General features: G+C 71.1%; 20 protein-coding genes. 16 read left to right on the plus strand and 4 right to left on the minus strand.

All coding sequences use genetic code 11. The annotated features are described in order from the left end of the window. Positions 1 to 53 precede the first annotated feature (53 nt). Positions 54 to 656 (minus strand): SACE_7040 family transcriptional regulator, encoded by a 603-nt coding sequence (locus tag AC27LF_RS02820; RefSeq protein ID WP_479656023.1) that lies wholly within the window; start codon positions 654 to 656, stop codon positions 54 to 56. A 95-nt stretch (positions 657 to 751) separates the two neighbouring features. Here AC27LF_RS02820 and AC27LF_RS02825 point away from each other — a divergent pair, with 95 nt between their 5' ends. From AC27LF_RS02825 to AC27LF_RS02875, 11 genes are all read left to right on the plus strand, one after another. Then, positions 752 to 2368 carry a carboxyl transferase domain-containing protein gene (locus tag AC27LF_RS02825; RefSeq protein ID WP_479656022.1) on the plus strand — a complete coding sequence of 539 codons (1617 nt, stop codon included), beginning with the start codon at positions 752 to 754 and terminating at the stop codon, positions 2366 to 2368. A gap of 14 nt (positions 2369 to 2382) precedes the next feature. After that, complete coding sequence (locus AC27LF_RS02830) at positions 2383 to 4404, plus strand: acetyl/propionyl/methylcrotonyl-CoA carboxylase subunit alpha (protein WP_479656021.1); 2022 nt, start codon at positions 2383 to 2385, stop codon at positions 4402 to 4404. Next, complete coding sequence (locus tag AC27LF_RS02835; RefSeq protein WP_479656020.1) at positions 4401 to 5345, plus strand: hydroxymethylglutaryl-CoA lyase; 945 nt, start codon at positions 4401 to 4403, stop codon at positions 5343 to 5345. The genes AC27LF_RS02830 and AC27LF_RS02835 overlap by 4 nt, the downstream gene beginning before the upstream one ends. Positions 5346 to 5350: 5 nt before the next feature. Next, positions 5351 to 6511 carry an acyl-CoA dehydrogenase family protein gene (locus AC27LF_RS02840; RefSeq protein WP_479656019.1) on the plus strand — a complete coding sequence of 387 codons (1161 nt, stop codon included), beginning with the start codon at positions 5351 to 5353 and terminating at the stop codon, positions 6509 to 6511. A gap of 160 nt (positions 6512 to 6671) precedes the next feature. Beyond that, complete coding sequence (locus AC27LF_RS02845; RefSeq protein WP_479656018.1) at positions 6672 to 7712, plus strand: ABC transporter substrate-binding protein; 1041 nt, start codon at positions 6672 to 6674, stop codon at positions 7710 to 7712. A gap of 26 nt (positions 7713 to 7738) precedes the next feature. Next, positions 7739 to 8593 (plus strand): siderophore-interacting protein, encoded by an 855-nt coding sequence (locus AC27LF_RS02850; RefSeq protein ID WP_479656017.1) that lies wholly within the window; start codon positions 7739 to 7741, stop codon positions 8591 to 8593. 171 nt (positions 8594 to 8764) lie between these two features. Beyond that, entirely contained in the window at positions 8765 to 10231 is a 1467-nt protein-coding gene (gene desA, locus AC27LF_RS02855; protein ID WP_479656016.1) for a lysine decarboxylase DesA, read from the plus strand. Next, entirely contained in the window at positions 10215 to 11492 is a 1278-nt protein-coding gene (locus AC27LF_RS02860) for a lysine N(6)-hydroxylase/L-ornithine N(5)-oxygenase family protein (RefSeq protein WP_479656015.1), read from the plus strand. Before desA ends, AC27LF_RS02860 begins: the two co-directional genes overlap by 17 nt. Further along, on the plus strand, positions 11489 to 12013 hold the full coding sequence (locus tag AC27LF_RS02865) for a GNAT family N-acetyltransferase (RefSeq protein WP_479656014.1): 525 nt from the start codon (positions 11489 to 11491) through the stop codon (positions 12011 to 12013). Before AC27LF_RS02860 ends, AC27LF_RS02865 begins: the two co-directional genes overlap by 4 nt. After that, positions 12010 to 13779: an IucA/IucC family protein gene (locus tag AC27LF_RS02870; protein ID WP_479656013.1), complete on the plus strand. Its 1770-nt coding sequence runs from the start codon at positions 12010 to 12012 to the stop codon at positions 13777 to 13779. The genes AC27LF_RS02865 and AC27LF_RS02870 overlap by 4 nt, the downstream gene beginning before the upstream one ends. A 27-nt stretch (positions 13780 to 13806) precedes the next feature. Then, entirely contained in the window at positions 13807 to 14661 is an 855-nt protein-coding gene (locus AC27LF_RS02875; protein ID WP_479656012.1) for a DUF4429 domain-containing protein, read from the plus strand. An 860-nt stretch (positions 14662 to 15521) separates the two neighbouring features. Here AC27LF_RS02875 and AC27LF_RS02880 read toward each other — a convergent pair. Then, positions 15522 to 17087, minus strand: coding sequence for a purple acid phosphatase family protein (locus AC27LF_RS02880; RefSeq protein ID WP_479656011.1), 1566 nt, complete (start codon positions 17085 to 17087; stop codon positions 15522 to 15524). 164 nt (positions 17088 to 17251) lie between these two features. On the opposite strand from AC27LF_RS02880, the gene AC27LF_RS02885 reads away from it, so the two are divergent. Next, positions 17252 to 17509 (plus strand): hypothetical protein, encoded by a 258-nt coding sequence (locus AC27LF_RS02885; RefSeq protein WP_479656010.1) that lies wholly within the window; start codon positions 17252 to 17254, stop codon positions 17507 to 17509. Positions 17510 to 17560: 51 nt separating this feature from the next. Beyond that, the gene (gene glmS / locus AC27LF_RS02890; protein WP_479656009.1) at positions 17561 to 19378 is read left to right on the plus strand and encodes a glutamine--fructose-6-phosphate transaminase (isomerizing); all 1818 of its coding nucleotides are present in this window, start codon (positions 17561 to 17563) and stop codon (positions 19376 to 19378) included. 92 nt (positions 19379 to 19470) lie between these two features. Here glmS and AC27LF_RS02895 read toward each other — a convergent pair whose 3' ends face one another. Both AC27LF_RS02895 and AC27LF_RS02900 read right to left on the minus strand, forming a co-directional pair. Beyond that, positions 19471 to 20037 carry a GPR1/FUN34/YaaH family transporter gene (locus tag AC27LF_RS02895; RefSeq protein WP_479656008.1) on the minus strand — a complete coding sequence of 189 codons (567 nt, stop codon included), beginning with the start codon at positions 20035 to 20037 and terminating at the stop codon, positions 19471 to 19473. Between the two features lie 300 nt (positions 20038 to 20337). Then, positions 20338 to 20865 (minus strand): universal stress protein, encoded by a 528-nt coding sequence (locus AC27LF_RS02900; RefSeq protein WP_388719075.1) that lies wholly within the window; start codon positions 20863 to 20865, stop codon positions 20338 to 20340. Positions 20866 to 21170: 305 nt separating this feature from the next. Here AC27LF_RS02900 and AC27LF_RS02905 point away from each other — a divergent pair, with 305 nt between their 5' ends. The 3 genes from AC27LF_RS02905 to orn all read left to right on the plus strand — a co-directional run bounded on the left by AC27LF_RS02905 (position 21171) and on the right by orn (position 24022). Next, the gene (locus AC27LF_RS02905) at positions 21171 to 21692 is read left to right on the plus strand and encodes a hypothetical protein (protein ID WP_479656007.1); all 522 of its coding nucleotides are present in this window, start codon (positions 21171 to 21173) and stop codon (positions 21690 to 21692) included. A 378-nt stretch (positions 21693 to 22070) separates the two neighbouring features. Then, a complete protein-coding gene (locus tag AC27LF_RS02910) occupies positions 22071 to 23273 on the plus strand; it encodes a helix-turn-helix domain-containing protein (protein ID WP_479656006.1) in 1203 nt (400 codons plus the stop codon). A gap of 143 nt (positions 23274 to 23416) precedes the next feature. Further along, positions 23417 to 24022, plus strand: coding sequence for an oligoribonuclease (gene orn, locus AC27LF_RS02915; protein WP_479656005.1), 606 nt, complete (start codon positions 23417 to 23419; stop codon positions 24020 to 24022). Positions 24023 to 24118: the final 96 nt, after the last annotated feature.

Genomic DNA, 24118 nt, shown 5'->3' on the forward strand with positions numbered 1-24118 from the left:
CCGGGGGTAACCCGCATCACGCCCGGCCGCCGCTGCCGGCCGGGTAGCGGTCGCTATCCGTGCGCGCCCGCCGCCGCGAACGCCCCGCGGGCCATGCGGTGCAGCAGGGCCGCGGTCGTCGCGCGGCCCGGCAGGGAGCCCGGCCGGCCCAGGTGCGGGGTCGAGTTCAGCAGGCCGAAGACCGAGTGGACCGCGGAGCGCGCGGCCGGCTCGGCGAGCCCCGGATACGCCGCCCGCAGCGCCTCGACCCACAGTTCCACGTACTGCCGCTGGAGCTGGCGCACCAGTTTGCGGTCGCTGTCGCGCAGGCGGTCAAGCTCCCGGTCGTGCAGGGTGATCAGGGGGCGGTCGTCGAGGGCGAAGTCGATGTGGCCCTCGATGAGGGAGTCGAGGACCGCCATGGGGCCGGCCGCGCCGTCGGCCTCCGCCAGGCGCCGCTTGGCCCCGGTCAGCAGTTGTCCGCTGATCCCGACCAGCAGCTCCGCGAGCATCGCGTCCTTGCCCGCGAAGTGCCGGTACAGACCGGGGCCGCTGATGCCGACCGCGGCCCCTATCTCGTCGACCCCGACGCCGTGGAAGCCGCGCTCGGCGAACAGCCGGGCGGCCTCCTTGAGGATCTGCTCGCGGCGCCCGGGGGCGCCGGTTCTGGTGACCATGGCAGCAATTCTAGACAGCCGGGTTAGCGCTCGTTAACCTAGGAGAAATGGTTAACGCTCATTAACAGTCGACCACTGGGTGAGGGGACCGCAGAATGCTGGAGGCACCGGAGCTGACGAGCGCGGCGGATCCCGCGTCGGCGGCCTGGCGGGCCAACGAGGAGGCGCACCGCGCGCTCGCCGAGGAACTGCGCGGCAAGCTGGCCGCGGCCCGGCTCGGCGGCGGCGAGCGGGCCAGGGCCCGGCACACCGCGCGCGGCAAGCTGCTGCCGCGGGACCGCGTGGACACATTGCTGGACCCCGGCTCGCCGTTCCTCGAACTGGCCCCGCTCGCGGCCGACGGGATGTACGACGGGCAGGCACCGGCGGCCGGGGTGATCGCCGGGATCGGCCGGGTCGCCGGGCGGGACTGCGTGATCGTCGCCAACGACGCCACCGTCAAGGGCGGCACGTACTACCCGATGACGGTCAAGAAGCATCTGAGGGCCCAGGAGATCGCCCTGGAGAACCGGCTCCCCTGCCTCTATCTCGTCGACTCCGGCGGCGCCTTCCTGCCGATGCAGGACGAGGTGTTCCCGGACCGTGAGCACTTCGGCCGGATCTTCTACAACCAGGCGCGCATGTCGGGCGCCGGCATCCCGCAGATCGCCACCGTCCTCGGGTCCTGCACCGCGGGCGGCGCCTACGTCCCGGCGATGAGCGACGAGGCGGTGATCGTCCGCAACCAGGGGACCATCTTCCTCGGCGGCCCCCCGCTGGTGAAGGCCGCCACCGGCGAGGTCGTCACCGCCGAGGAACTGGGCGGCGGCGAGGTCCACGCACGTGTGTCCGGCGTCACCGACCACCTCGCGGAGAACGACGCGCACGCCCTGCGGATCGTCCGCGGCATCGTCGCCACGCTCCCCGCGCGCGGGCCCCTGCCCTGGGAGGTCCGGCCGGCCGTCGAGCCGAAGGTGGACCCGTACGGGCTCTACGGCGCGGTGCCCGTCGATCCGCGCACCCCCTACGACGTCCGCGAGATCATCGCGCGCGTGGTCGACGGCTCGCGGTTCGCCGAGTTCAAGGCGGAGTTCGGGCAGACCCTGGTCACCGGCTTCGCCCGGGTCCACGGCCACCCGGTGGGGATCGTCGCCAACAACGGCATCCTGTTCTCCGAGTCCGCCCAGAAGGGCGCCCACTTCATCGAGCTGTGCGACCAGCGCGGGATTCCGCTGGTGTTCCTGCAGAACATCTCCGGCTTCATGGTCGGCAGGGACTACGAGGCCGGCGGCATCGCCAAGCACGGCGCCAAGATGGTCACCGCCGTCGCCTGCACGCGCGTGCCCAAGCTGACCGTGGTCGTCGGCGGTTCCTACGGCGCCGGCAACTACTCCATGTGCGGCCGGGCCTACTCCCCGCGCTTCCTGTGGATGTGGCCGGGCGCCAAGATCTCCGTCATGGGCGGCGAGCAGGCCGCCTCCGTCCTCGCCACCGTCAAGCGGGACCAACTGGAGGCGCGCGGCGAGTCCTGGCCCGCCGAGGAGGAGGAAGCCTTCAAGGCCCCGATCCGCCGGCAGTACGAGCGGCAGGGCAACGCCTACTACGCCACCGCCCGGCTCTGGGACGACGGCGTGATCGACCCGTTGGAGACCCGGCAGGTGCTGGGCCTGGCCCTGACCGCCTGCGCGAACGCCCCGCTGGGCGAGCCGCGGTTCGGCGTCTTCCGGATGTGAGGGGACCGAAGACGATGTTCGAGACAGTCCTGGTGGCCAACCGCGGTGAGATCGCGGTGCGCGTCATGCGCACGCTGCGCGCGCTGGGCGTGCGGTCGGTTGCGGTGTTCTCCGACGCGGACGCCGACGCGCGGCACGTGCGCGCGGCCGACACGGCGGTGCGGCTCGGTCCTGCGCCGGCCGCCGAGAGCTATCTGTCCGTGCAGCGGCTCCTGGATGCCGCCGCCCGCACGGGCGCGCAGGCCGTCCACCCGGGGTACGGCTTCCTCGCCGAGAACGCGGACTTCGCGCGGGCCTGCGCACGGGCGGGGCTGGTGTTCATCGGCCCGCCGGCCGACGCCATCGCCCTCATGGGGGACAAGATCCGCGCGAAGGAGACGGTGCGGGCGGCCGGGGTGCCGGTCGTCCCCGGCTCCAGCGGGAGCGGTCTGTCCGACGCCCAGCTCGCCGAGGCCGCCCGTGAGATCGGGATGCCGGTGCTGCTCAAGCCCTCGGCGGGCGGCGGCGGCAAGGGCATGCGCCTGGTACGGGAGGCGGGCGCGCTCGCCGACGAGATCGCCGCCGCCCGGCGCGAGGCCCGCGCCTCCTTCGGTGACGACACGCTGCTGGTGGAGCGCTGGATCGAGCGGCCCCGGCACATCGAGATCCAGGTCCTGGCCGACGCGCACGGCACTGTGGTGCACCTCGGCGAGCGCGAGTGCTCGCTGCAACGCCGGCACCAGAAGGTGGTCGAGGAGGCACCGAGCGTGCTCCTCGACGAGGAGACCCGGGCGGCGATGGGCGCGGCGGCCGTGCGGGCGGCCCGCTCCTGCGGCTACCGGGGTGCGGGCACCGTGGAGTTCATCGTGCCGGGCGGCGACCCGGCGGCGTACTCCTTCATGGAGATGAACACCCGGCTCCAGGTGGAGCATCCGGTCACCGAACTGGTCACCGGTCTTGACCTGGTGGAGTGGCAGCTGCGGGTCGCGGCGGGCGAACCGCTGCCGTTCGCGCAGCGGGACATCCGGCTGACCGGGCACGCGATCGAGGCCCGGCTGTGCGCGGAGGATCCCGCGCGCGGGTTCCTGCCGTCGGGCGGCACGGTGCTGCGGCTGCGCGAGCCGCAGGGCGAGGGGGTGCGCACCGACTCCGGGCTCAGCGAGGGCACGGAGGTCGGCAGCCGGTACGACCCCATGCTGTCCAAGGTGATCGCGTACGGGCCGGACCGTCGCACGGCGCTGCGCCGGCTCCGCGCGGCCCTGGCGCAGACGGTCACGCTGGGCGTGCCGACCAACGCGGGCTTCCTGCGCCGGCTGCTGGCCCATCCGGCGGTCGCGGCGGGCGAGTTGGACACGGGGCTGGTCGAGCGGGCGGTGGCCGACCTGCTGCCCGGCCAGGTGCCCGCGGAGGTCTACGCGGCGGCGGCGTTGCTGCGCCAGGCGGCGCTGGGCGCCGCGCCCGAAGCCGGCTGGGCGGACCCGTTCTCCGCGGCGGACGGCTGGCGGCTGGGCGGCGAGCGGGCCTGGACGGTGCACCATCTGCGGGTCCCGGGACACGAGCCCGTCGCCGTGCGCGTGCGCCGCACGCCGGACGGCGCGACCGAGGTGCTTCCGGACGGGGCGCGCACGCCGCTGACGGCGTCCGTGGGCCGCCTCCCGGGGGCGGAGGCGGGCGAGGACCGGTTCTCCATCCGGCTCGACGGCGTCGTCCACAGCTTCGCCGCTCTGCCGGACGGCACCTGGCTGGGCCGCGACGGCGACGCCTGGCAGGTACGGGATCACGATCCGGTGGCCGCCTCCCTCACCCGGGCCGGGCTCGCGGGCGCCGACTCGCTCACCGCGCCGATGCCCGGCACGGTCACCGTCGTGAAGGTCGCCGTCGGCGACGAGGTGACCGCGGGCCAGAGCCTGCTGGTGGTGGAGGCGATGAAGATGGAGCACGTCGTCGCGGCCCCGCACGCGGGCACGGTCACCGAACTGGACGTACGGCCCGGCAGCACGGTCGCCATGGACCAGGTGCTGGCCGTGGTCGCGCCGCACGAGGAGGCGGAGGAATGACCGCACCGGGACTGCCGATGGTCGTACCCGCGCAGGATCTGCCCCAGCGGGTGCGGATCCACGAGGTCGGCCCGCGCGACGGGCTGCAGAACGAGAAGTCGGCCGTGCCGACCGGCGTCAAGGCGGAGTTCATCCACCGGCTGGCCGACGCGGGCCTGACCACCGTCGAGGCGACGAGCTTCGTGCACCCCGAGTGGGTGCCCCAACTGGCCGACGCGGAGCAGTTGTTCCCGCTCCTCGGCGATCTGCGCGGGGTGGCGCTGCCGGTGCTCGTGCCCAACCGGCGCGGCCTGGACCGGGCGCTGGCGCTGGGCGCCCGCCGGATCGCGGTGTTCGCCAGCGCCACCGAGTCCTTCGCGAAGGCCAACCTCAACCGCACGCTGGACGAGTCGCTTGCCGTGTTCGAGCCGGTCGTCGGGCACGCGAAGCACGAGGGCCTGCATGTGCGCGGCTATGTGTCCATGTGCTTCGGCGACCCGTGGGAGGGCCCGGTCCCCGTGCACCAGGTGGTACGGGTGTGCCGGACGCTGGTGGACATGGGCTGCGACGAGCTGAGCCTCGGGGACACGATCGGCGTCGCGACCCCGGGACACGTCCTGGAACTCCTCGCCGCGCTCAACGAGGAGGGCGTGCCGACGAACGTGCTGGGCGTGCACTTCCACGACACCTACGGCCAGGCCCTCGCCAACACCTACGCGGCGCTGGAACACGGCGTCACGACGGTCGACGCCTCGGCCGGCGGCCTGGGCGGCTGCCCGTACGCCAAGTCCGCCACCGGGAACCTCGCCACCGAGGACCTGGTGTGGATGCTCCAGGGCCTCGGCATCGAGACCGGGGTCGACCTGGGCCGTCTCACCGCCACGAGCGTGTGGATGGCCGAGCAGCTGGGCCGGCCGAGCCCGTCCCGCACCGTCCGCGCCCTCTCCCACAAGGACCAGTGATCAGCATGGACCACCGTCTCAGCCCCGAGCTGGAGGAACTCCGCCGCACGGTGGAGGAGTTCGCGCACGACGTGGTGGCGCCGAAGATCGGCGACTACTACGAGCGGCATGAGTTCCCGTACGAGATCGTCCGCGAGATGGGCCGTATGGGCCTGTTCGGGCTGCCGTTCCCTGAGGAGTACGGCGGCATGGGCGGCGACTACCTGGCGCTGGGTCTGGCCCTGGAGGAGCTGGCCCGGGTCGACTCGTCCGTGGCCATCACGCTGGAGGCCGGGGTGTCGCTGGGCGCCATGCCGGTCCATCTGTTCGGCACCGAGGAGCAGAAGCGCGCATGGCTTCCGCGGCTGTGCGCGGGCGAGATCCTGGGCGCGTTCGGGCTCACGGAGCCGGACGGCGGCTCGGACGCGGGTGCGACGCGCACGACGGCCCGGCTGGACGCGGACACCGGGGAATGGGTGATCAACGGCTCGAAGTGCTTCATCACCAACTCGGGCACGGACATCACGGGTCTGGTGACGGTCACCGCGGTGACCGGCCGAAAACCGGACGGCGGGCCGCTGATCTCCGCGATCATCGTGCCGTCCGGCACGCCGGGCTTCACGGTCGCGGCCCCGTACTCGAAGGTCGGCTGGAACGCCTCGGACACCCGCGAGCTGTCGTTCGTGGACGTCCGGGTCCCGGCGGCCAACCTGCTCGGCGAACAGGGCCGTGGCTATGCGCAGTTCCTGCGGATCCTCGACGAGGGCCGCATCGCCATCGCGGCGCTGGCGACGGGTCTGGCGCAGGGCTGTGTCGACGAGTCGGTGAGGTACGCGAGGCAGCGGCACGCCTTCGGGCGGCCGATCGGCGCCAACCAGGCCATCCAGTTCAAGATCGCCGACATGGAGATGAAGGCGCACACCGCCCGCCTCGCCTGGCGGGACGCGGCGTGCCGGCTGGTGGCGGGCGACCCGTTCAAGAAGGAGGCCGCGCTGGCCAAGCTGTACTCGTCGACGATCGCCGTGGACAACGCCCGCGACGCCACCCAGATCCACGGCGGCTACGGCTTCATGAACGAGTACCCGGTGGCCCGGATGTGGCGCGACTCCAAGATCCTGGAGATCGGCGAGGGCACGAGCGAGGTGCAGCGGATGCTGATCGCGCGGGAGCTGGGCCTGGCGGGCTGATCCGGCGACCGGGTGTCCCCGGCCACACCCGGTCGCACCCGGTCGCGGGCCCGGTGCGGCGGAGGGCACCCGGTACCGCCCCTTGGGATGACTCTGAGGTTAGGCTAACCTAATCGTGACTTAGGTCCAGTGATCCCTAGCACGAAGGCAGAGCACGCCCATGTCGAACGCCAGATCCGCCCTCTCCCGTCGTGGACTGCTCGCAGCCGGCGGCGCCCTCGGACTCGGCGCCGTGCTCGCGGCCTGCGGCGACGACACGAAAAGCGGCGGCTCGGACGGTGGGGCGAGCGCCGCGTCCGGCCCCTGGACCTTCAAGGACGACCGCGGACAGACCGCCAAGGCCGACAAGACCCCGGCGAACATCGTCGCGTTCGTCGGCGTGGCCGCCGCGCTGTACGACTACGGCATCCAGGTCAAGGGCGTGTTCGGGCCGACCACCACCAAGGACGGCAAGGCCGACGTCCAGGCCGGCGACATGGACGTCAGCAAGCTGACCGTCCTCGGCAACGAGTGGGGCCAGTTCAACATAGAGAAGTACGCGGCCCTCGCCCCCGACGTGCTCATCTCCACCATGTTCGACGACGCCGGCACCCTCTGGTACGTGCCGGACGAGTCGAAGAAGAAGATCGAGGCCGTCGGCGCCCCGAGCGTGGGCATCTCGGTCTACGACCGCCAACTCACCGAGCCGTTGCAGCGCATGCTGGCGCTCGCCGGGTCCCTGGGCGCCGACACCGCGTCGAGCAAGGTCACCGACGCCAAGAAGCGGTTCGAGGAGGCGGCCGGCCGGCTGCGCGCCGCCGCCAAGGCCAAGCCCGGCCTCAAGGTGCTGGCCGGTTCCGCGAGCCAGGACCTGTTCTATGTCTCCGGTACCAACCTCTCCATCGACCTGGAGTACTTCAAGGCCCTCGGCGTGGACTTCGTCGAACCGCCGGAGAAGGCGAAGGCCCAGGGCGGCGGTTGGTACGAGTCGCTGAGCTGGGAGAACGTCAACAAGTACGCCGCGGACATCATCATGATGGACAACCGCACCTCGGCCGTCCAGCCCGCCGACATCACCAAGCCCACCTGGCAGAAGCTCCCCGCGGTCAAGGCCGGCCAGGTCATCTCCCGCAACCCGGAGCCGATCCTGTCGTACGACAAGTGCGTCGCCCTTCTCGACGACCTCGCCGAGGCCATCGAGAAGGCGAAGAAGGTCAGCTGATCCGCCCCTGACTCTCAGGAGCCCCCATGACGACGGCCCTGGCCGCCCCGTACCGCTTCTTCCCCCTCCAGGTCGTACGGACGAGGCGGCTGGGGCCGTCTCTCGTCCGGGTCGGCTTCGCCGGGCCCGGCCTGCGCGACTTCCGGTCCCACGGGCACGACCAGTCACTGTCGCTGTTCCTGCCCCGGCCGGGACAGCGCGAGCCCGTGGTCCCGCTGGACCTCGGCGACAACTGGTGGCCGGCCTGGCGCGAACTGCCGGACGACGTACGGGCGGTGATGCGCTCCTACACGCTGCGCGCGCTGCGCCGCGACGCGCTCGGCCACACCACCGAGATCGACATCGACTTCGTGCTGCACGGCATCGAGCCGGGCGCGGCCGTCCCCGCGGGCCCCGCCTCGCGCTGGGCCGCCACGGCGGCGGCCGGCGACCGTGTCCTGGTCCTCGGACCGGTGGTCGCCGACAACCGTGCCATCCGTTTCCGCCCGCCCGAGGACACCGACCTGGTCGTGCTGTGGGGCGACGAGACCGCCGTGCCCGCCGCCACGGCCGTCCTGGAGTCCCTGCCGGCCGGTCTGCGCGTCCGCGCCTGGCTTGAGGTGCCGCACGCCGGCGATGTCCAGGACGTGGCGACCGAGGCGGACGCGGACATCACCTGGCTCGTCCAGGACGAGGTCTGCCCCACCGCCGTCGACGCCCTGCGGGCCGCGCGACTGCCCGCCGCACGGCAGCCCTACGTCTGGATCGCCGGCGAGTCCGGCCGGGTCAAGGAGCTGCGCCGGCACTTCGTCGGCGAGCGCGGGCTCGACCGCCGACGCGTCACGTTCGTCGGCTACTGGCGCCGCGGCCTGAGCGAGGAGCAGCTGCGCGAGGCCGAGTAGAGGCGGAGCAGAGGCCGGTCAGGGGCGGAGCAACCGCGTCTGAAGTGACGGCGGTCACGGGAGGGGCGAGGATTCAGCACAGCAAATTAGGTTAGGCTAACCTAAGTTCAGCTCGCGCGACTCCGTCCCTCTCCCCGTCCCGCACGGACCGTTCCCCCGGAGGACCCCCACATGCGCTCGCACCTGCTCAATGACCTCACCGCGGAGCACTACCGCCGCTCCGTGACCGAAGGAGTCGAGCGGGTGGCGGCCAGGCTCGCCACCACCGAGCGACCGTTCACCGGCGTCACGGTCGACGCCCTCGCCCCGCGCATCGAGCGGATCGACCTCGACCGGCCCCTGCCCGACACCACCGCCGTGCTCGACGAACTGGAGGAGATCTACCTCCGCGACGCGGTCTACTTCCACCACCCCCGCTATCTCGCCCACCTCAACTGCCCGGTGGTCATCCCGGCGGTGCTCGGCGAGGCCGTCCTGTCCGCCGTCAACTCCTCCCTGGACACCTGGGACCAGTCGGCCGGCGGCACCCTCATCGAACGCAGACTCATCGACTGGACGGCCGCCCGCATCGGCCTCGGCCCGGCCGCCGACGGCGTGTTCACCTCCGGCGGCACCCAGTCCAACCTCCAGGCGCTGCTGCTCGCCCGTGAGGAGTCCAAGCCGGAGCCCGCCGGGTTGCAGGAGCAGACCTCGCTCGCCGGCCTGCGGGTCCTCGCCTCCGAGGTGAGCCACTTCAGCGTGCAGAAGTCGGCGAAACTGCTCGGTCTGAGCCAGGACGCCGTCATCCCGGTCCCCGTCGACCAGGACAAGCGGATGCGGACCGTCGCCCTCGCCCACGAACTGGAGCGCTGCGAGCGGGACGGCCTGACCCCGATGGCCGTCGTCGCCACGGCCGGCACCACCGACTTCGGGTCCATCGACCCGCTGCCCGAGATCGCCGAACTGTGCGCCCAGTACGGGGTGTGGCTGCACGTGGACGCGGCCTACGGCTGCGGGCTGCTCGCCTCCGTCAAGTACCGGGACCGCATCGAGGGCATCGAACGCGCCGACTCGGTCACCGTCGACTACCACAAGTCCTTCTTCCAGCCGGTGAGTTCGTCCGCCGTACTGGTCCGGGACGCGGCCACCCTGCGGCATGCCACCTATCACGCGGACTACCTCAACCCGCGGCGCATGGCGGAGGAGCGCATCCCCAACCAGGTCGACAAGTCCCTGCAGACCACCCGCCGCTTCGACGCGCTCAAGCTGTGGATGACCCTGCGCACCATGGGCGCCGACGGCATCGGCGAACTCTTCGACCAGGTCTGCGACCTGGCCCGGGAGGGCTGGCGGCTGCTGGCCGCCGACCCCCGCTTCGACGTGGTCGTCCAGCCCGCGCTCTCCACGCTCGTCTTCCGCTACATCCCGGCGGCCGTCACCGGCCCGGACCGGATCGACCGCGCCAACCTGTACGCCCGCAAGGCCCTGTTCGCCTCAGGAGACGCGGTGGTCGCCGGCACCAAGGTGGGCGGCCGCCACTACCTGAAGTTCACCCTGCTCAACCCCGAGACCACGACGGACGACATCGCCGCCGTCCTCGATCTGATCGCCGGCCACGCCGAGCAGTACCTGGGAGAGTCCCTTGACCGCGCGTCCTGAAAACCCCGCCAAGACCTACGACTTCGTGGGGATCGGCCTGGGCCCGTTCAACCTCGGCCTGGCCTGCCTCACCGAGCCCATCGCCGAACTCGACGGCGTCTTCCTGGACGCCAAGCCCGACTTCGAGTGGCACGCCGGGATGTTCCTCGACGGCGCCCATCTGCAGACCCCGTTCATGTCGGACCTGGTCACCCTCGCCGACCCCACCTCCCCGTACTCCTTCCTCAACTACCTGAAGGACAAGGGCAGGCTCTACTCGTTCTACATCCGCGAGAACTTCTACCCGCTGCGGGTCGAGTACGACGACTACTGCCGCTGGGCCGCGAGCAGACTGAGCAGCCTCCGCTTCGGCACGACGGTCACCGAAGTGACGTACGACGACGGGGTGTACGCGGTGCACACCCAGGCCGGCGAGACCTTCCGCGCCCGCCATCTGGTGCTCGGCACCGGCACCTCGCCGCACCTGCCGGACGCCTGCCGGGACCTGGGCGGCGACTTCCTGCACACCTCCCGCTATCTCCAGCACAAGAAGCGGTTGCAGGCCAAGGAGTCGATCACGCTGGTGGGCAGCGGGCAGTCCGCCGCCGAGATCTACCACGACCTGCTCGGCGAGATCGACGTACACGGCTACCGGCTGAACTGGGTCACCCGCTCACCGCGCTTCTTCCCGCTGGAGTACACCAAACTCACCCTGGAGATGACCTCCCCGGAGTACATCGACTACTACCACGCGCTGCCGGAAGCCACCCGCTACCGCCTCGCCGCCCAGCACAAGGGCCTGTACAAGGGCATCGACGGCGACCTGATCAACGACATCTTCGACCTGCTCTACCAGAAGAACGTCGGCGGCCCCGTGCCCACCCGGCTGCTCACCAACTCCTCCCTGGAGAAAGCGAGTTACCGGGACGGCGGCTACACCCTGACCTTCCGCCAGCAGGAGCAGGGCAAGGACTTCGAGCTGCGCTCCGAAGGACTCGTCCTCGCCACCGGCTACCGGTACGCCGAACCCGAGTTCCTGAAGCCCGTCCGCGACCGGCTGCGCTACGACACCCAGGGCAACCTCGACATCGCCCGCAACTACGCGATCGACGTGACCGGCCGCGGCGTCTTCCTGCAGAACGGCGGCGTGCACACCCACAGCATCACCAGCCCCGACCTGGGCATGGGCCCGTACCGCAACAGCTGCATCATCCGCGAACTGCTCGGCACGGAGTACTACCCGGTCGAGAAGACGATCGCGTTCCAGGAGTTTGCCGTATGAACTTCACCTTCCGCCCGCTCGACCCGCTCAAGGACGCCGAACTGCTACACGGCTGGGTCACCCATCCCAAGGCCGCGTTCTGGATGATGCAGGACGCGAAACTGGAGGACGTCGAGCGTGCCTACATGGAGATCGCGGCCGACGAACACCAAGAGGCCCTGCTGGGCCTGCTCGGCGGCGAACCCGCCTTTCTCATGGAGCGCTACGACCCGGTCCACCGCGAACTGACCGGCCTGTACGAGCCCGAGCCGGGTGACGTCGGCATGCACTTCCTGGTGCCGGCCACCGACACCCCCGTGCACGGGTTCACCCGGGCCGTCATCACCGCCGTGGTCGCGCACCTCTTCGAGGACCCGGCGACCGCCCGGATCGTGGTCGAGCCGGACGTGCGCAACAAGGCCGTGCACGCCCTCAACGAAGCCGTCGGATTCGTGCCCGAACGGGAGATCCAGAAGCCGGAGAAGCGGGCCCTGCTGAGCTTCTGCACCCGGGAACGCTTCCAGCGGGCGGTGCCGGCATGAGCCTCGCCGACGCCGTGGCCCACCTCTCCCCCGAACGCTGGGAGCGGGCCAACCGCCTGCTGGTCCGCAAGGCCCTCGCCGAGTTCGCACACGAACGGCTGATCACCCCCGAACCGGACGGGGACGGGTACGTGGTGCGCAGCGACGACGGGCTGACCCGCTACCGCTTCACCGCCGTACGCCGCGCCCTCGACCACTGGCAGATCGACGCCGACTCCCTCACCCGGCACCGCGATGGCGACCGACTCCCGCTCGACGCACTGGACTTCTGCACCGAACTGCGTCAGTCGCTGGGCCTGAGCGACGAGGTCCTGCCGGTGTATCTGGAGGAGATCTCCTCCACCCTGTCCGGCACCTGCTACAAGCTCACCAAACCGCAGCTGACCTCGACGCAGCTGGCACGGGCCGGTTTCCAGGACATCGAGACCGGCATGACCGAGGGTCACCCCTGCTTCGTCGCCAACAACGGACGGCTCGGCTTCGGCATCCACGAATACCTGTCCTACGCCCCGGAGACCGCGAGCCCCATCCGGCTGATCTGGCTCGCCGCGCACCGCTCCCGGGCGGCGTTCACCGCCGGTGCCGGCATCGAGTACGCGTCCTTCGTACGGCAGGAACTCGGCGAGGAGACCGTCGACCGGTTCGAACGCCGGCTGACCGACCGGGGTCTGGACCCAGCCGACTACCTGCTGATCCCCGTCCACCCCTGGCAGTGGTGGAACAAGCTCACCGTCACCTTCGCCGCCGAGGTGGCCCGCGGCCACCTGGTCTGCCTCGGCGAGGGCGACGACGCGTACCTGGCCCAGCAGTCGATACGGACCTTCTTCAACACCTCCCACCCGCACAAGCACTATGTGAAGACGGCGCTGTCCGTCCTCAACATGGGCTTCATGCGCGGACTGTCCGCCGCCTACATGGAAGCCACCCCGGCGATCAACGACTGGCTGGCCCAGCTCATCGACAACGACCCGGTGCTCAAGGCGACGGGCCTGTCGGTCATCCGCGAGCGGGCGGCCGTCGGCTACCGGCACCTGGAGTACGAACGGGCCACGGACCGCTACTCGCCGTACCGCAAGATGCTGGCCGCGCTGTGGCGGGAGAGCCCGGTGCCCGCCCTCCAGGACGGCGAAACCCTCGCCACCATGGCCGCGCTCCTGCACGTGGACCACACGGGCGCCTCCTTCGCCGGTGCGCTGATCGAACGGTCGGGGCTCACGCCCACGCGGTGGCTGCGCCGCTATCTGCGGGCCTACCTCACCCCGCTGCTGCACAGCTTCTACGCCTACGACCTGGTCTACATGCCCCACGGCGAGAATGTGATCCTGGTCCTGAAGGACGGCGTCGTGCAACGCGCGGTCTTCAAGGACATCGCCGAGGAGATCGCGGTCATGGACCCGGACGCGGCGCTGCCGCCTCAGGTACGGCGCATCCGCGTCGACGTGCCCGAGGAGCAGAGACTCCTGTCGATCTTCACGGACGTCTTCGACTGCTTCTTCCGCTTCCTCGCCGCGCACCTCGCCGCCGAAGGCGTCCTGGAGGAGGACGACTTCTGGCGTACGGTCGCGGAGGTCGTCCGCGAGTATCAGGACTCGGCGCCCGAACTCGCGGACAAATTCCGGCAGTACGATATGTTCGCCCCCGAGTTCGCCCTGTCCTGCCTCAACCGGCTCCAGCTACGGAACAACCGGCAGATGCTCGACCTCGCGGACCCCTCGGGCGCGCTCCAGCTCGTGGGCAGCCTGCGGAACCCCATCGCGGGGCTCTGACCGCACGAGCGGTGGAACAATCCCCGTATGGCGGAAATCCTCCAGAAGGACGGCACGTGGGTGTTCGACGGCGACGCCCTCCGACTGACCCCGGGGCGGGACAAGAGCGTCGGCCTGCTCCGGCGGACCCTGGGTGAAGTGGTGGTCCCGCTGGCCGCGCTGGCTGGGATCTCCTTCGAACAGGGCAAGAAGTCGGGCCGGTTGCGGCTTCGGCTGCGTGACGGCGCCGATCCGCTGCTGCATGCCACCGGCGGCCGGCTCACCGAACCGCACGACCCCTACCGGCTCACCGTCGAACCGGACCGGTACGGCGTCGCCGAGTACGTCACGGACGAGGTCCGCACCGCCCTGCTGCTGAACCGGGTGCCGGACGGGCCGGTGACCGGCTTCCTGCTGCCCGGCCCGTCCGTGCCGCTGTCGGTCTCCGCCGGGGACGGCACGGCCGCGTTCGACGGGGAGCGGGTGCGGCTTGAGTGGAACTGGAAGACCGAGGACGCCAAGGCCGCCGCCGGGGCCCGTACCCTCGCCGTCGCCGACATCACCGGCGTGGAGTGGCAGCCGGCCGCCGGTCTTGACAACGGGCATCTGCGCTTCAGCGTGCGGGGCGCGGCCACCGATGCGCCGCCCAAGTACGACCCCCACGCCGTGGAACTGTGGGGCTTCAAGAGGGACCCGCTGATGGCCCTGGTCGCCGCCGCCGTCCAGGCCCGCCTGCCCCACCCGTCGGCGTCCGGCCAGGCCGTTCACGAGCCGCCGACGCCCGCGGACGACCACGACGCGCTCCTGCGCCGGCTCCGCGAACTGGGCGACCTGCACCGCTCAGGCACCCTGACGACCGAGGAGTTCACGATGGCCAAGCAAGCGATCCTCAAACACCTCTGACCACCACCCCGAGCCACCGACCCAACGGCGAGGCCGCCCCATACGGCCACCGGACCCGGGCGCCACCCCGCGGAAACCGAACGCAGCCGACCGGCACCGGCAGCAGCCGAGCCACAACGCACCGCCCCGGCGAGGCCGAGCGGGTGCCGGCCCGACACCGGACGCGGACGGCGGCCGGCCCGGCGCCGAAACGGCGCCGAGAAGCGCCGTTCCGGCCCCGGAGACGCCGAGCGATGACGCACCGGCCCCGGCGGGGGCCGGGCGACATCGCCCCCCGGAGACGCCGGGCGATAACTCACCGCCCCGGAGGCGCCGGGCGGTGCCGGCCGGACACCGGAGGTGCCAGATCGCCGCCCGGAACAGCGCCCGAAAACACCAGAAGGCGCCACCCCGGCCCCGAAAACACCCGGCGGAGCCCGGCACCGGAGGCGGGCAGCGGGCGGGCCGGCGCCGAGGCAGTGCCGAGAAGCGCCATTCCGGCCCCGGAGACGCCGAGCGATGACATACCGCCCCCCCGGAGGGGCCGGGCAGTGCTGGCCGGACACCGTAGGCACCACCCCGCCGCCCGGAACGGCGCCCGAAAACACCAGAAGGCGCCATCCTGGCCCCCCGGAGCCACCGGCCCCACACCGGGAAACACCGGCGGCACCAGGCGGCACCAGGAAGAGCCGTTCCGGCCCCGGCGGGGCCGGGTGGTGCCGGTCCGACACCAGAGGCACCAGACCGCCGCCAGGGACAGCGCCCGCAGACGCCAGAAGGCGCCGCCCCGGCCCCGGAGACAGCCGGTGGTGCCAGTTCGGGGCGGGGCGGGGCCGGGAGGTGGGTGAGTGGTGCGCCCTGCCTTCTGGGCGCGCCGCTGGTTACTTGGCCCTGCGGGAGACCGTGAAGTGGTCGATCTGGGCGCCGGTTTCGGCGATGCCGCGTACCGTCAGCGTGGCGTGGTGGCCCTTGGCGGCCGGGGTGACGTCCACGCGCAGGAACGAGTAGTCGAGGTAGCGCACGCGCGACCAGGTGACCGTCTCGTTCTGCTTGCCGTCCTTGGTGTTGATGAAGGAGGCCACGGAGTCGACCTCGTTCTGGTGGCCCTCGTAGGACAGCGGGGCGCTGAACGCGTACAGGCTGCGGCCGGCCGCACCCGCCGTCACATAGACGACGCCCTCGGTCTCGGGGTACGCGGTGCCGCCGATCGGCAGCTTCTTGGTGACGGCGCCCGCCTTGAGGACGTCGGTGCGCTCGTACTGGTGGTTGTGGCCGTTGATGACCAGGTCCACGGTGTACTTCTCGAACAGCGGCACCCACTCCTGGCGCACCCCGCCCTCCGAGGCGTGCGCGGTGGAGGTGCAGTAGGCGCAGTGGTGGAAGAAGACGACGATGAAGTCGATGTCCTTGGCGGTCCGGAACTTCCGCAGCTGCCCCTCCAGCCACTTGGTCTGGGTGCCACCGGAGACGCCGAGGTTGGCCGGGATCTCGAAGGAGACGTCGTTGGCGTCGAGGGAGATGACCGCGGTGTTGCCGTAGACGAAGGAGTAGACGCCCGGCAGGTTCTTCTTGTCGGGGCCGTTGTCCGGCAGGGTCCAGCGGGCGTCCTCGCCGCCGTAGCCGTTGGGCGAGTACCACGCCTCCATGTCGTGGTTGCCGTACGCGGGCATCCACGGCACGGACTTCGCGACGGATTCGGTCTGGGCGAGGAACTGGTCCCAGACGCGGGAGTCGAAGCCGGTGTCGGTGGACTTGCCCTGCCCGGCCGGGTCGCCGTAGGCGATGTCACCGGCGTGCAGGTGGAAGGCCGGGTTCTGGCCGAGGATCAGGGCGTTGTTGGCCAGGCCGTGGTAGCCGACGCCCTCGTCGCCGAAGGCGGTGAAGGTGAACGGCGCCTTGTGCGCGGGGGCGGTGGTGAAGGTGCCCACGGTGCTCGCGAGGTGCGGCTCGGCCGGGTCGAAGCCCTGGTGGCCGACGCCGTAGTAGTAGGTGCTGCCGGGCCGCAGATGGGTGAGCTTGGCGTGCACGTAGTACTGCGTGTGGTCGCCGCTGGCGCCGACGCCGGCCGGGGTGTACAGGGCGCGGACCTCGGCGTCGATCGTGCGGGAGAGGTCCCAGGGGTGGGCGCCGATCCGGATGAACGGCTTCTTGACGGCGACGGGCACCTGCCAGGACACGGTGATCTCGGTCCGCGGGTCGTTGCCGTAGGCGAGGTGGCGGCCGAAGGGGGCGACGTGGGCGCCGTCGACCCTCTCGGTGGCCGGTGCGGTGCGCTGGGTCGGGACGGCCGCCTGCGCGGTGGCCCCCTGGATGAAGGCGCCGCCCGCGACGGCGCCCAGCGTGACCGCGCCGCCCCTGATCATCGTGCGCCGCGAGAACCTGGCGCGCAGGTATTCGTGCTGCTCGGCCATGCTCATGCGCGCGGCCAGCTGCTCGGGTACTCCCATGCGTGGAATGTCCATGGCGTCTGAAACTCGTCTCCCCGGGCAACCGCATCCAAGACGCCGGATGGACAGCTCGCAAACAGCGTCCCATAAGAGTTTCAACAGCCCCCTGCCCGATCTCGGGCAGAATTCTTGCGAAACCGTCCCCGATACCTCAGGATCATCGGGTGCACGACGAACTAGTTGATCACCTGACGCGATCCACGACGCTCAACCGGGGCGAGGCGCTGCGGGTGGTCCAGGACGTGCTCGCCTATTTCGACGAGACGACCGAGGACTACGTCCGTCGCCGCCACCGCGAGCTCCAGGCCCAGGGCCTGGTGAACGCGACGATCTTCGAACGGATCGGGGCGGACCTGAGGTACCGAGCGGTGGCACCGCCCGAGCTGACGCTCAGGCAGTTGCGGCGCATCGTCTACGGCTGAGAACCGACGGCCGGCCGACCGACCGGCCACGGACAGAGGGATATCTGCTATATGTGCGGAATTGTCGGATACATCGGGAAGCGTGACGTCGCGCCGCTGCTCCTGGAGGGCCTCCAGCGCCTGGAGTACCGCGGCTACGACTCCGCGGGCATCGTCGTCACCGCCCCGAAGGCGCCCGCCCTGAAGATGGTCAAGGCCAAGGGCCGGGTACGCGACCTGGAGGCCAAGGTCCCGGCGCGCTTCAAGGGCACCACCGGCATCGCCCACACCCGCTGGGCCACGCACGGCGCCCCCTCCGACGTGAACGCCCACCCCCATCTGTCGGCCGACAACAAGGTCGCCGTCGTGCACAACGGGATCATCGACAACGCCGCCGACCTGCGCCGCAAGCTGGAGGCGGACGGCGTCGAGTTCCTTTCCGAGACCGACACCGAAGTGCTCACCCATCTGATCGCCCGTTCGGCGGCCGAGAAGCTGGAGGACAAGGTCCGCGAGACGCTGCGCGTCATCGAGGGCACCTACGGCATCGCGGTCCTGCACGCCGACTTCCCCGACCGCATCGTGGCGGCCCGCAACGGCTCCCCGGTCGTGCTCGGCATCGGCGAGAAGGAGATGTTCGTCGCCTCCGACGTCGCCGCGCTGGTCGCCCACACCCGCCAGATCGTGACCCTCGACGACGGCGAACTGGCCACCCTGAAGGCCGACGACTTCCGCACCTACACCACCGAGGGCACCCGCACCACCGCCGAGCCGACCACCGTGGAGTGGGAGGCCGAGTCGTACGACATGGGCGGCCACGACACCTATATGCACAAGGAGATCCACGAGCAGGCCGAGGCGGTCGACCGGGTGCTGCGCGGCCGCATCGACGACCGCTTCTCCACCGTGCACCTCGGCGGGCTGAACCTGGACGCCCGCGAGGCCCGCCAGATCCGCCGGGTGAAGATCCTCGGCTGCGGCACCTCGTACCACGCGGGCATGATCGGCGCCCAGATGATCGAGGAACTGGCCCGCATCCCCGCCGACGCCGAGCCCGCCTCCGAGTTCCGCTACCGCAACGCCGTCGTCGACCCCGACACGCTGTACGTCGCGGTCTCCCAGTCCGGCGAGACCTACGACGTGCTGGCGGCCGTCCAGGAGCTGAAGCGCAAGGGCGCCCGGGTGCTCGGCATCGTCAACGTCGTCGGCTCGGCGATCGCCCGTGAGGCGGACGGCGGCATGTATGTGCACGCCGGTCCCGAGGTGTGCGTGGTGTCCACCAAGTGCTTCACCAACACCACGGTCGCCTTCGCCCTGCTCGCCCTGCACCTGGGCCGCACCCGCGACCTCTCCGTGCGCGACGGCAAGCGGATCATCGAGGGCCTGCGCAGGCTGCCCGAGCAGATCACCGAGATCCTGAAGCAGGAGGAGGAGATCAAGGAACTGGCCGAGCGGTACGCCGAGGCCCGCTCCATGCTCTTCATCGGCCGCGTCCGGGGCTATCCGGTGGCCCGCGAGGCATCCCTGAAGCTCAAGGAGGTCTCCTACATCCACGCCGAGGCATACCCCGCCTCGGAGCTCAAGCACGGTCCGCTCGCCCTGATCGAGCCCGCCCTGCCGACGGTCGCGATCGTGCCGGACGACGATCTGCTGGAGAAGAACCGGGCCGCCCTTGAGGAGATCAAGGCCCGCAGCGGCCCGATCCTCGCGGTGGCCCACCAGGAGCAGGAGAAGGCCGACCGGACCATCGTCGTGCCGAAGAACGAGGACGAGCTGGACCCGATCCTGATGGGCATCCCGCTGCAGTTGCTCGCCTATCACACGGCGAAGGCCCTGGGCCGCGACATCGACAAGCCGAGGAACCTGGCGAAGTCGGTGACGGTGGAGTAGGCACGGCCGCACGCCGGTACGCCCGCAGGGGCGCGGCGGACCCCCACGTGTACCGCCCGTCACGTGGGGGTCCCTTCGGTGCCGCTGCGTGCTCAGCCGGCGGCCGTCACCCCCCGGCCGGAAGCGGCACGGCGCGGAAGTGCCGTGGGCCAGTGGGCGAAGGCCGCGGTCGCCGCGTACCAGGCCGCCGCGCCCGCCGCGACGGCGAACCAGCCGCCGGCCTTCGCGAGGCTGCCGTTGGCCGCGAACCGCGCGATGGCGAGCAGGACCAGGGAGACGAAGAACAGTCCGTAGGTGCCCTGGGTGAGCGGATCACGGCCCGCCAGGGCGAGCGTGAGCGTCACGAGGGCGAACAGCAGCAGGAAGAGTCCGGCGGCGTTGTCCGACACCTGGGTGCCCGCCGAGACGGCCCAGGTGAACCAGAGGGCACCGAGTGCCGAGAAGGCCGTACCGGTGGCGGTGTCCCGGTCGCGGAACGCCAGCAGTCCGGCGACGAAGAGCGCGACACCGCCCACGTAGTGGGCCAGTGACACGGCATCGGAGGCCGTCACACCGTCGATCACATCGGTGTACCCGAACCCGAAGGCCAACAGGGTGACACCGAGGGCGAGTCGGCCGACGACCGTGGTGGTGCTTCCCGCAGAGACGTCGTTGTCCACGGCGGGCTCCCTTCATGCATGTGCAGTTGTGCGGTGACCGATATATGCCCTTCACAAGAGCACAAACACCTCTACGCGCCGGTATCTTCACCCACCGCCCATCCCGGCACGAGGACAAGCCGCCGCCACGACCACAGAGTTGACGACGGTACGCGAGAGCGGGCGGCGCGATGCGCCGAGTTGACGACATCACGCGGAGGTCGGCGCTGAAACACGGCAAGTTGACGACGTGCCACGGAAGACGTGCCACGGAAGCGGACATCGAGACACGGGCCGCGGGCGTCGGCGGGCTTGGGGTGGTTAGGGAATGACCACCACGGGGCGTTGTGCCCGTTTGGCCAGGCGGCCGGCGACCGAGCCGAAGATCCGGCCCACGATGCCGTGCGTGGAGCCGACGACGATCGCGTCGGCCTCGTACTCCCGCCCCACCTCTTCGAGTTCGTGGCAGATGTCGCCACCGCGCTCGACCAGGATCCAGGGCACCTCGGCCAGATAGTCCGCACAGGCCAGTTCGAGACCCAGCACCTCGGTGCGGTGATCGGGCACATCGACGAAGACCGGTGGCTCGCAGCCCGCCCACACCGTGGTGGGCAGCCGGTTGGCGACATGGACGATGATCAGACCCGAGTGGGAGCGGTGGGCCATGCCGATCGCATAGGCGAGGGCGCGCTCACTGGAGGTGGAGCCGTCGAAGCCGACGACGACACCGTGCTTGAAGGCGGGGTCGCAGGAGGGGCGTGACTCTTCCGCCGCCAGGGGCTCGGCCGCCGTGGGGTCGGCGACGGGCCGCTTGCGGTCCGCGGGTTCGAAGAATTCGTGACCGGCCATGGGTGTCTCGGCGTTGTGATCCTCGTGGGTGGGACGGCAATGTGCGGCGGAGCTGTGTCCGGGAAACATCTTCCCGACCCCATACCCCCAAGGGTACGGCGGCACGCCTCCTTAGCCCAGATCCCGCGTGGGCTCCGCGGGGTTCCAGGGAGCATGCACGAGGGTGCGCCCGTAACGCAATGCTTGGTGCGCTGTACAGGCGGTTCATACAGGATTCCGTTACGTGACCGACGCAGGCCACGCCCACAGTGACCGACCGTGCGACTACGCGTTGATCAGCGTGAGCCACGCCACAGGGAGCACGCATGTCCGGACCCGCCATCCGTTCCGGGGCCCACCGCGCGACCCCGCCGGCCGCGCCCGCCCCGCCCGCCGGGCCCGCCCCGGACCGGGGGCCCGCCCCGGGCCTCCGTTCCGGCCGGTCGCGCCGCACGGGGCCGTACCCGCCGTACACGCCGTACACCCCGTATGCCCCAACTGCCCCCGCAGCACCGCAGGCACCGGCGGTATCACAGGCACCGGCGGTATCACCCGCGCCCCGCACGCCACCGGCGCCGCCCGCACAGACCGCACCGTCCGCGCAGACCGCACAGCCGTCGGCGTCCGCCGCCGACACGGCGACCGATGTCGTCCGCTGGGCGGCCTTCAGCTGTTTCCTGGTCCCGGTGGTACTCCTCTGGTACGGCACCTCGCTGGCCGGCGCCGCCGGCACCGCCTTCGGCCTCGCCGCCGTGACCGCCGCCTGCCGCGTCCTGCTGCGCCGCTCCGAACGGTGCGCCGCGCAAAGAGGCGGACGTCACACCCGGGGCGGTACACCGGTCGGCTGACCGGTTTCCGCGCACGCGCCCGCTGCTTTTCAGCCAACTTCCGGATCCCGTCAAGGCCGTACGCCGAGCACCCCCCAACCCCCGTTCCACCTGCACGGAAAGGGTCTCGAACGCCCTGCGCACCCTACGCGGATTGGCCACCGCCACGAGGCGCACTTCCCTGCACGGCCCACGAGTGCAACGCTTCGTGATCGAATGCTTTACGCCAAGTTGTCATGTCGACAATGTGCCGCATGTGGAACTGGTCACCGCGGCACCGCGGGACACAGTAGATTCGATCTTGACTGTCTTACGGCGGGGGACTCGTGCAGGACCGAGGGGAAACGTGCAGGAGCGACACAACCGAGGAGCCGCGACCACCGAGGGGGGCTTAGCAGGATGAGCCACGACTCCACTGCCGCGCCGGAAGCCGCGGTCCGGAAACTCTCCGGGCGACGCCGCAAGGAGATCGTCGCGGTGCTGCTGTTCAGCGGCGGCCCCATCTTCGAGAGTTCCATACCGCTTTCGGTGTTCGGTATCGACCGCCAGGACGCCGGAGTGCCGCGCTACCGGCTGCTGGTGGCCGCCGGTGAGGAAGGCCCGCTGCGGACCACAGGGGGCCTCGAACTCACCGCGCCACACGGCCTGGAAGCGATCTCACGCGCGGGCACGGTCGTCGTGCCGGCCTGGCGATCGATCACCTCGCCTCCGCCCGAGGAGGCACTGGACGCGCTGCGCCGCGCGCACGAAGAAGGCGCCCGCATCGTGGGCCTGTGCACCGGGGCGTTCGTCCTGGCGGCCGCGGGCCTGCTGGACGGCCGGCCGGCCACGACCCACTGGATGTACGCGCCGACGCTGGCCAAGCGCTATCCGTCGGTGCACGTCGATCCCAGGGAGCTGTTCGTCGACGACGGCGACGTACTGACGTCGGCCGGGACGGCCGCCGGGATCGACCTGTGCCTGCACATCGTGCGGACGGACCACGGCAACGAGGCGGCCGGCGCGCTCGCCCGGCGCCTGGTGGTCCCGCCGCGCCGCAGCGGCGGTCAGGAGCGCTACCTCGATCGGTCTTTACCAGAGGAGATCGGCGCCGACCCGCTCGCCGAGGTCGTCGCCTGGGCGCTGGAACACCTCCACGAGCAGTTCGACGTGGAGACGCTGGCCGCGCGCGCGTACATGAGCCGCCGTACGTTCGACCGCCGCTTCCGCTCGCTGACCGGGAGCGCGCCGCTGCAGTGGCTGATCACCCAGCGCGTGCTACAGGCCCAGCGTCTGCTGGAGACGTCGGACTACTCGGTGGACGAGGTCGCGGGCCGCTGCGGCTTCCGCTCCCCGGTGGCGCTGCGCGGGCACTTCCGCCGCCAGTTGGGCTCGTCCCCCGCCGCCTACCGCGCCGCCTACCGGGCGCGCAGGCCGCAGGGCGACCGGCCGGGGGACGGGGAGCCCGCGGCGGCGCAGCCGGGGGCCGCGGGCCCGGGGGCGGCCGGACTCGCCGGGCCGGTCGGACCGGTGCCCGCCCTGCTGCACCCGGAGAGCGCCGTGCCGATGCAGTCGCGGCGCACCGCCGCGATGAGCCTGCCGGGACCGCGCACCGGCGCGTGACGCGCTGACGGGTCGGATGTGACGGGTCGGGGTCCGGGGAGCTGCCCCGGACCCCGCTCGGTGTCGGCGGCATCGGCGGCGGCTCGCCGTGAGCCCGCGCACGACCGGCACCGGAGGCGGCTACGGGCCGTAAGGTTAGGCATATGAACGATCGCATGGTGTGGATCGACTGCGAGATGACCGGTCTCTCGCTGTCCGACGACGCGCTCATCGAGGTGGCCGCCCTGGTCACCGACTCGGAGCTGAACGTACTCGGCGAGGGGGTGGACATCGTCATCCGTCCGCCGGACTCGGCGCTGGAGACGATGCCCGAGGTGGTGCGGCAGATGCACACCGCGTCCGGGCTGCTCGCCGAGCTGGCCGGCGGCACCACGCTTGCCGACGCGGAGGAGCAGGTCCTGGCCTACGTACGGGAGCATGTGAAGGAGCCGGGCAAGGCCCCGCTGTGCGGGAACTCCGTCGGCACCGACCGCGGCTTCCTGCTGCGCGACATGCCCACCCTTGAGGACTACCTCCACTACCGGATCGTGGACGTCTCCAGCATCAAGGAGCTGGCCCGCCGCTGGTACCCGCGCGCGTACTTCAACAGCCCGGAGAAGAACGGCAACCACCGCGCGCTCGCCGACATCCGCGAGTCCATCGCGGAGCTGCGCTACTACCGCGAGGCCATCTTCGTTCCCCAGCCGGGCCCCGACTCGGACACCGCACGGTCGATCGCGGCCAAGCACGTCCTGCCCGCCACGCGCTAGCCACCGGCGGTACGGCGGAACGGTCGAGCACTGCCGGCAGGGGGCGCCGCGAAAGCCGTGCGCGAGCACCCCTTCGGACCCTGTACACTTTTTCTC

It is taken from the genome of Streptomyces diversicolor (genome assembly GCF_057537855.1).

Coding starts and splice junctions, on each gene's coding strand:
- glmS (WP_479656009.1), top strand. CDS start 17,561: ATGTGCGGAATTGTCGGATACATCGGGAAGCGTGACGTCGCGCCGCTG.
- AC27LF_RS02880 (WP_479656011.1), bottom strand. CDS start 17,087: ATGGGAGTACCCGAGCAGCTGGCCGCGCGCATGAGCATGGCCGAGCAG.
- AC27LF_RS02820 (WP_479656023.1), bottom strand. CDS start 656: ATGGTCACCAGAACCGGCGCCCCCGGGCGCCGCGAGCAGATCCTCAAG.
- AC27LF_RS02910 (WP_479656006.1), top strand. CDS start 22,071: ATGAGCCACGACTCCACTGCCGCGCCGGAAGCCGCGGTCCGGAAACTC.
- AC27LF_RS02835 (WP_479656020.1), top strand. CDS start 4,401: ATGACCGCACCGGGACTGCCGATGGTCGTACCCGCGCAGGATCTGCCC.
- AC27LF_RS02850 (WP_479656017.1), top strand. CDS start 7,739: ATGACGACGGCCCTGGCCGCCCCGTACCGCTTCTTCCCCCTCCAGGTC.
- AC27LF_RS02900 (WP_388719075.1), bottom strand. CDS start 20,865: ATGGCCGGTCACGAATTCTTCGAACCCGCGGACCGCAAGCGGCCCGTC.
- AC27LF_RS02830 (WP_479656021.1), top strand. CDS start 2,383: ATGTTCGAGACAGTCCTGGTGGCCAACCGCGGTGAGATCGCGGTGCGC.
- AC27LF_RS02875 (WP_479656012.1), top strand. CDS start 13,807: ATGGCGGAAATCCTCCAGAAGGACGGCACGTGGGTGTTCGACGGCGAC.
- orn (WP_479656005.1), top strand. CDS start 23,417: ATGAACGATCGCATGGTGTGGATCGACTGCGAGATGACCGGTCTCTCG.
- AC27LF_RS02825 (WP_479656022.1), top strand. CDS start 752: ATGCTGGAGGCACCGGAGCTGACGAGCGCGGCGGATCCCGCGTCGGCG.
- AC27LF_RS02840 (WP_479656019.1), top strand. CDS start 5,351: ATGGACCACCGTCTCAGCCCCGAGCTGGAGGAACTCCGCCGCACGGTG.
- desA (WP_479656016.1), top strand. CDS start 8,765: ATGCGCTCGCACCTGCTCAATGACCTCACCGCGGAGCACTACCGCCGC.
- AC27LF_RS02905 (WP_479656007.1), top strand. CDS start 21,171: ATGTCCGGACCCGCCATCCGTTCCGGGGCCCACCGCGCGACCCCGCCG.
- AC27LF_RS02865 (WP_479656014.1), top strand. CDS start 11,489: ATGAACTTCACCTTCCGCCCGCTCGACCCGCTCAAGGACGCCGAACTG.
- AC27LF_RS02845 (WP_479656018.1), top strand. CDS start 6,672: ATGTCGAACGCCAGATCCGCCCTCTCCCGTCGTGGACTGCTCGCAGCC.
- AC27LF_RS02870 (WP_479656013.1), top strand. CDS start 12,010: ATGAGCCTCGCCGACGCCGTGGCCCACCTCTCCCCCGAACGCTGGGAG.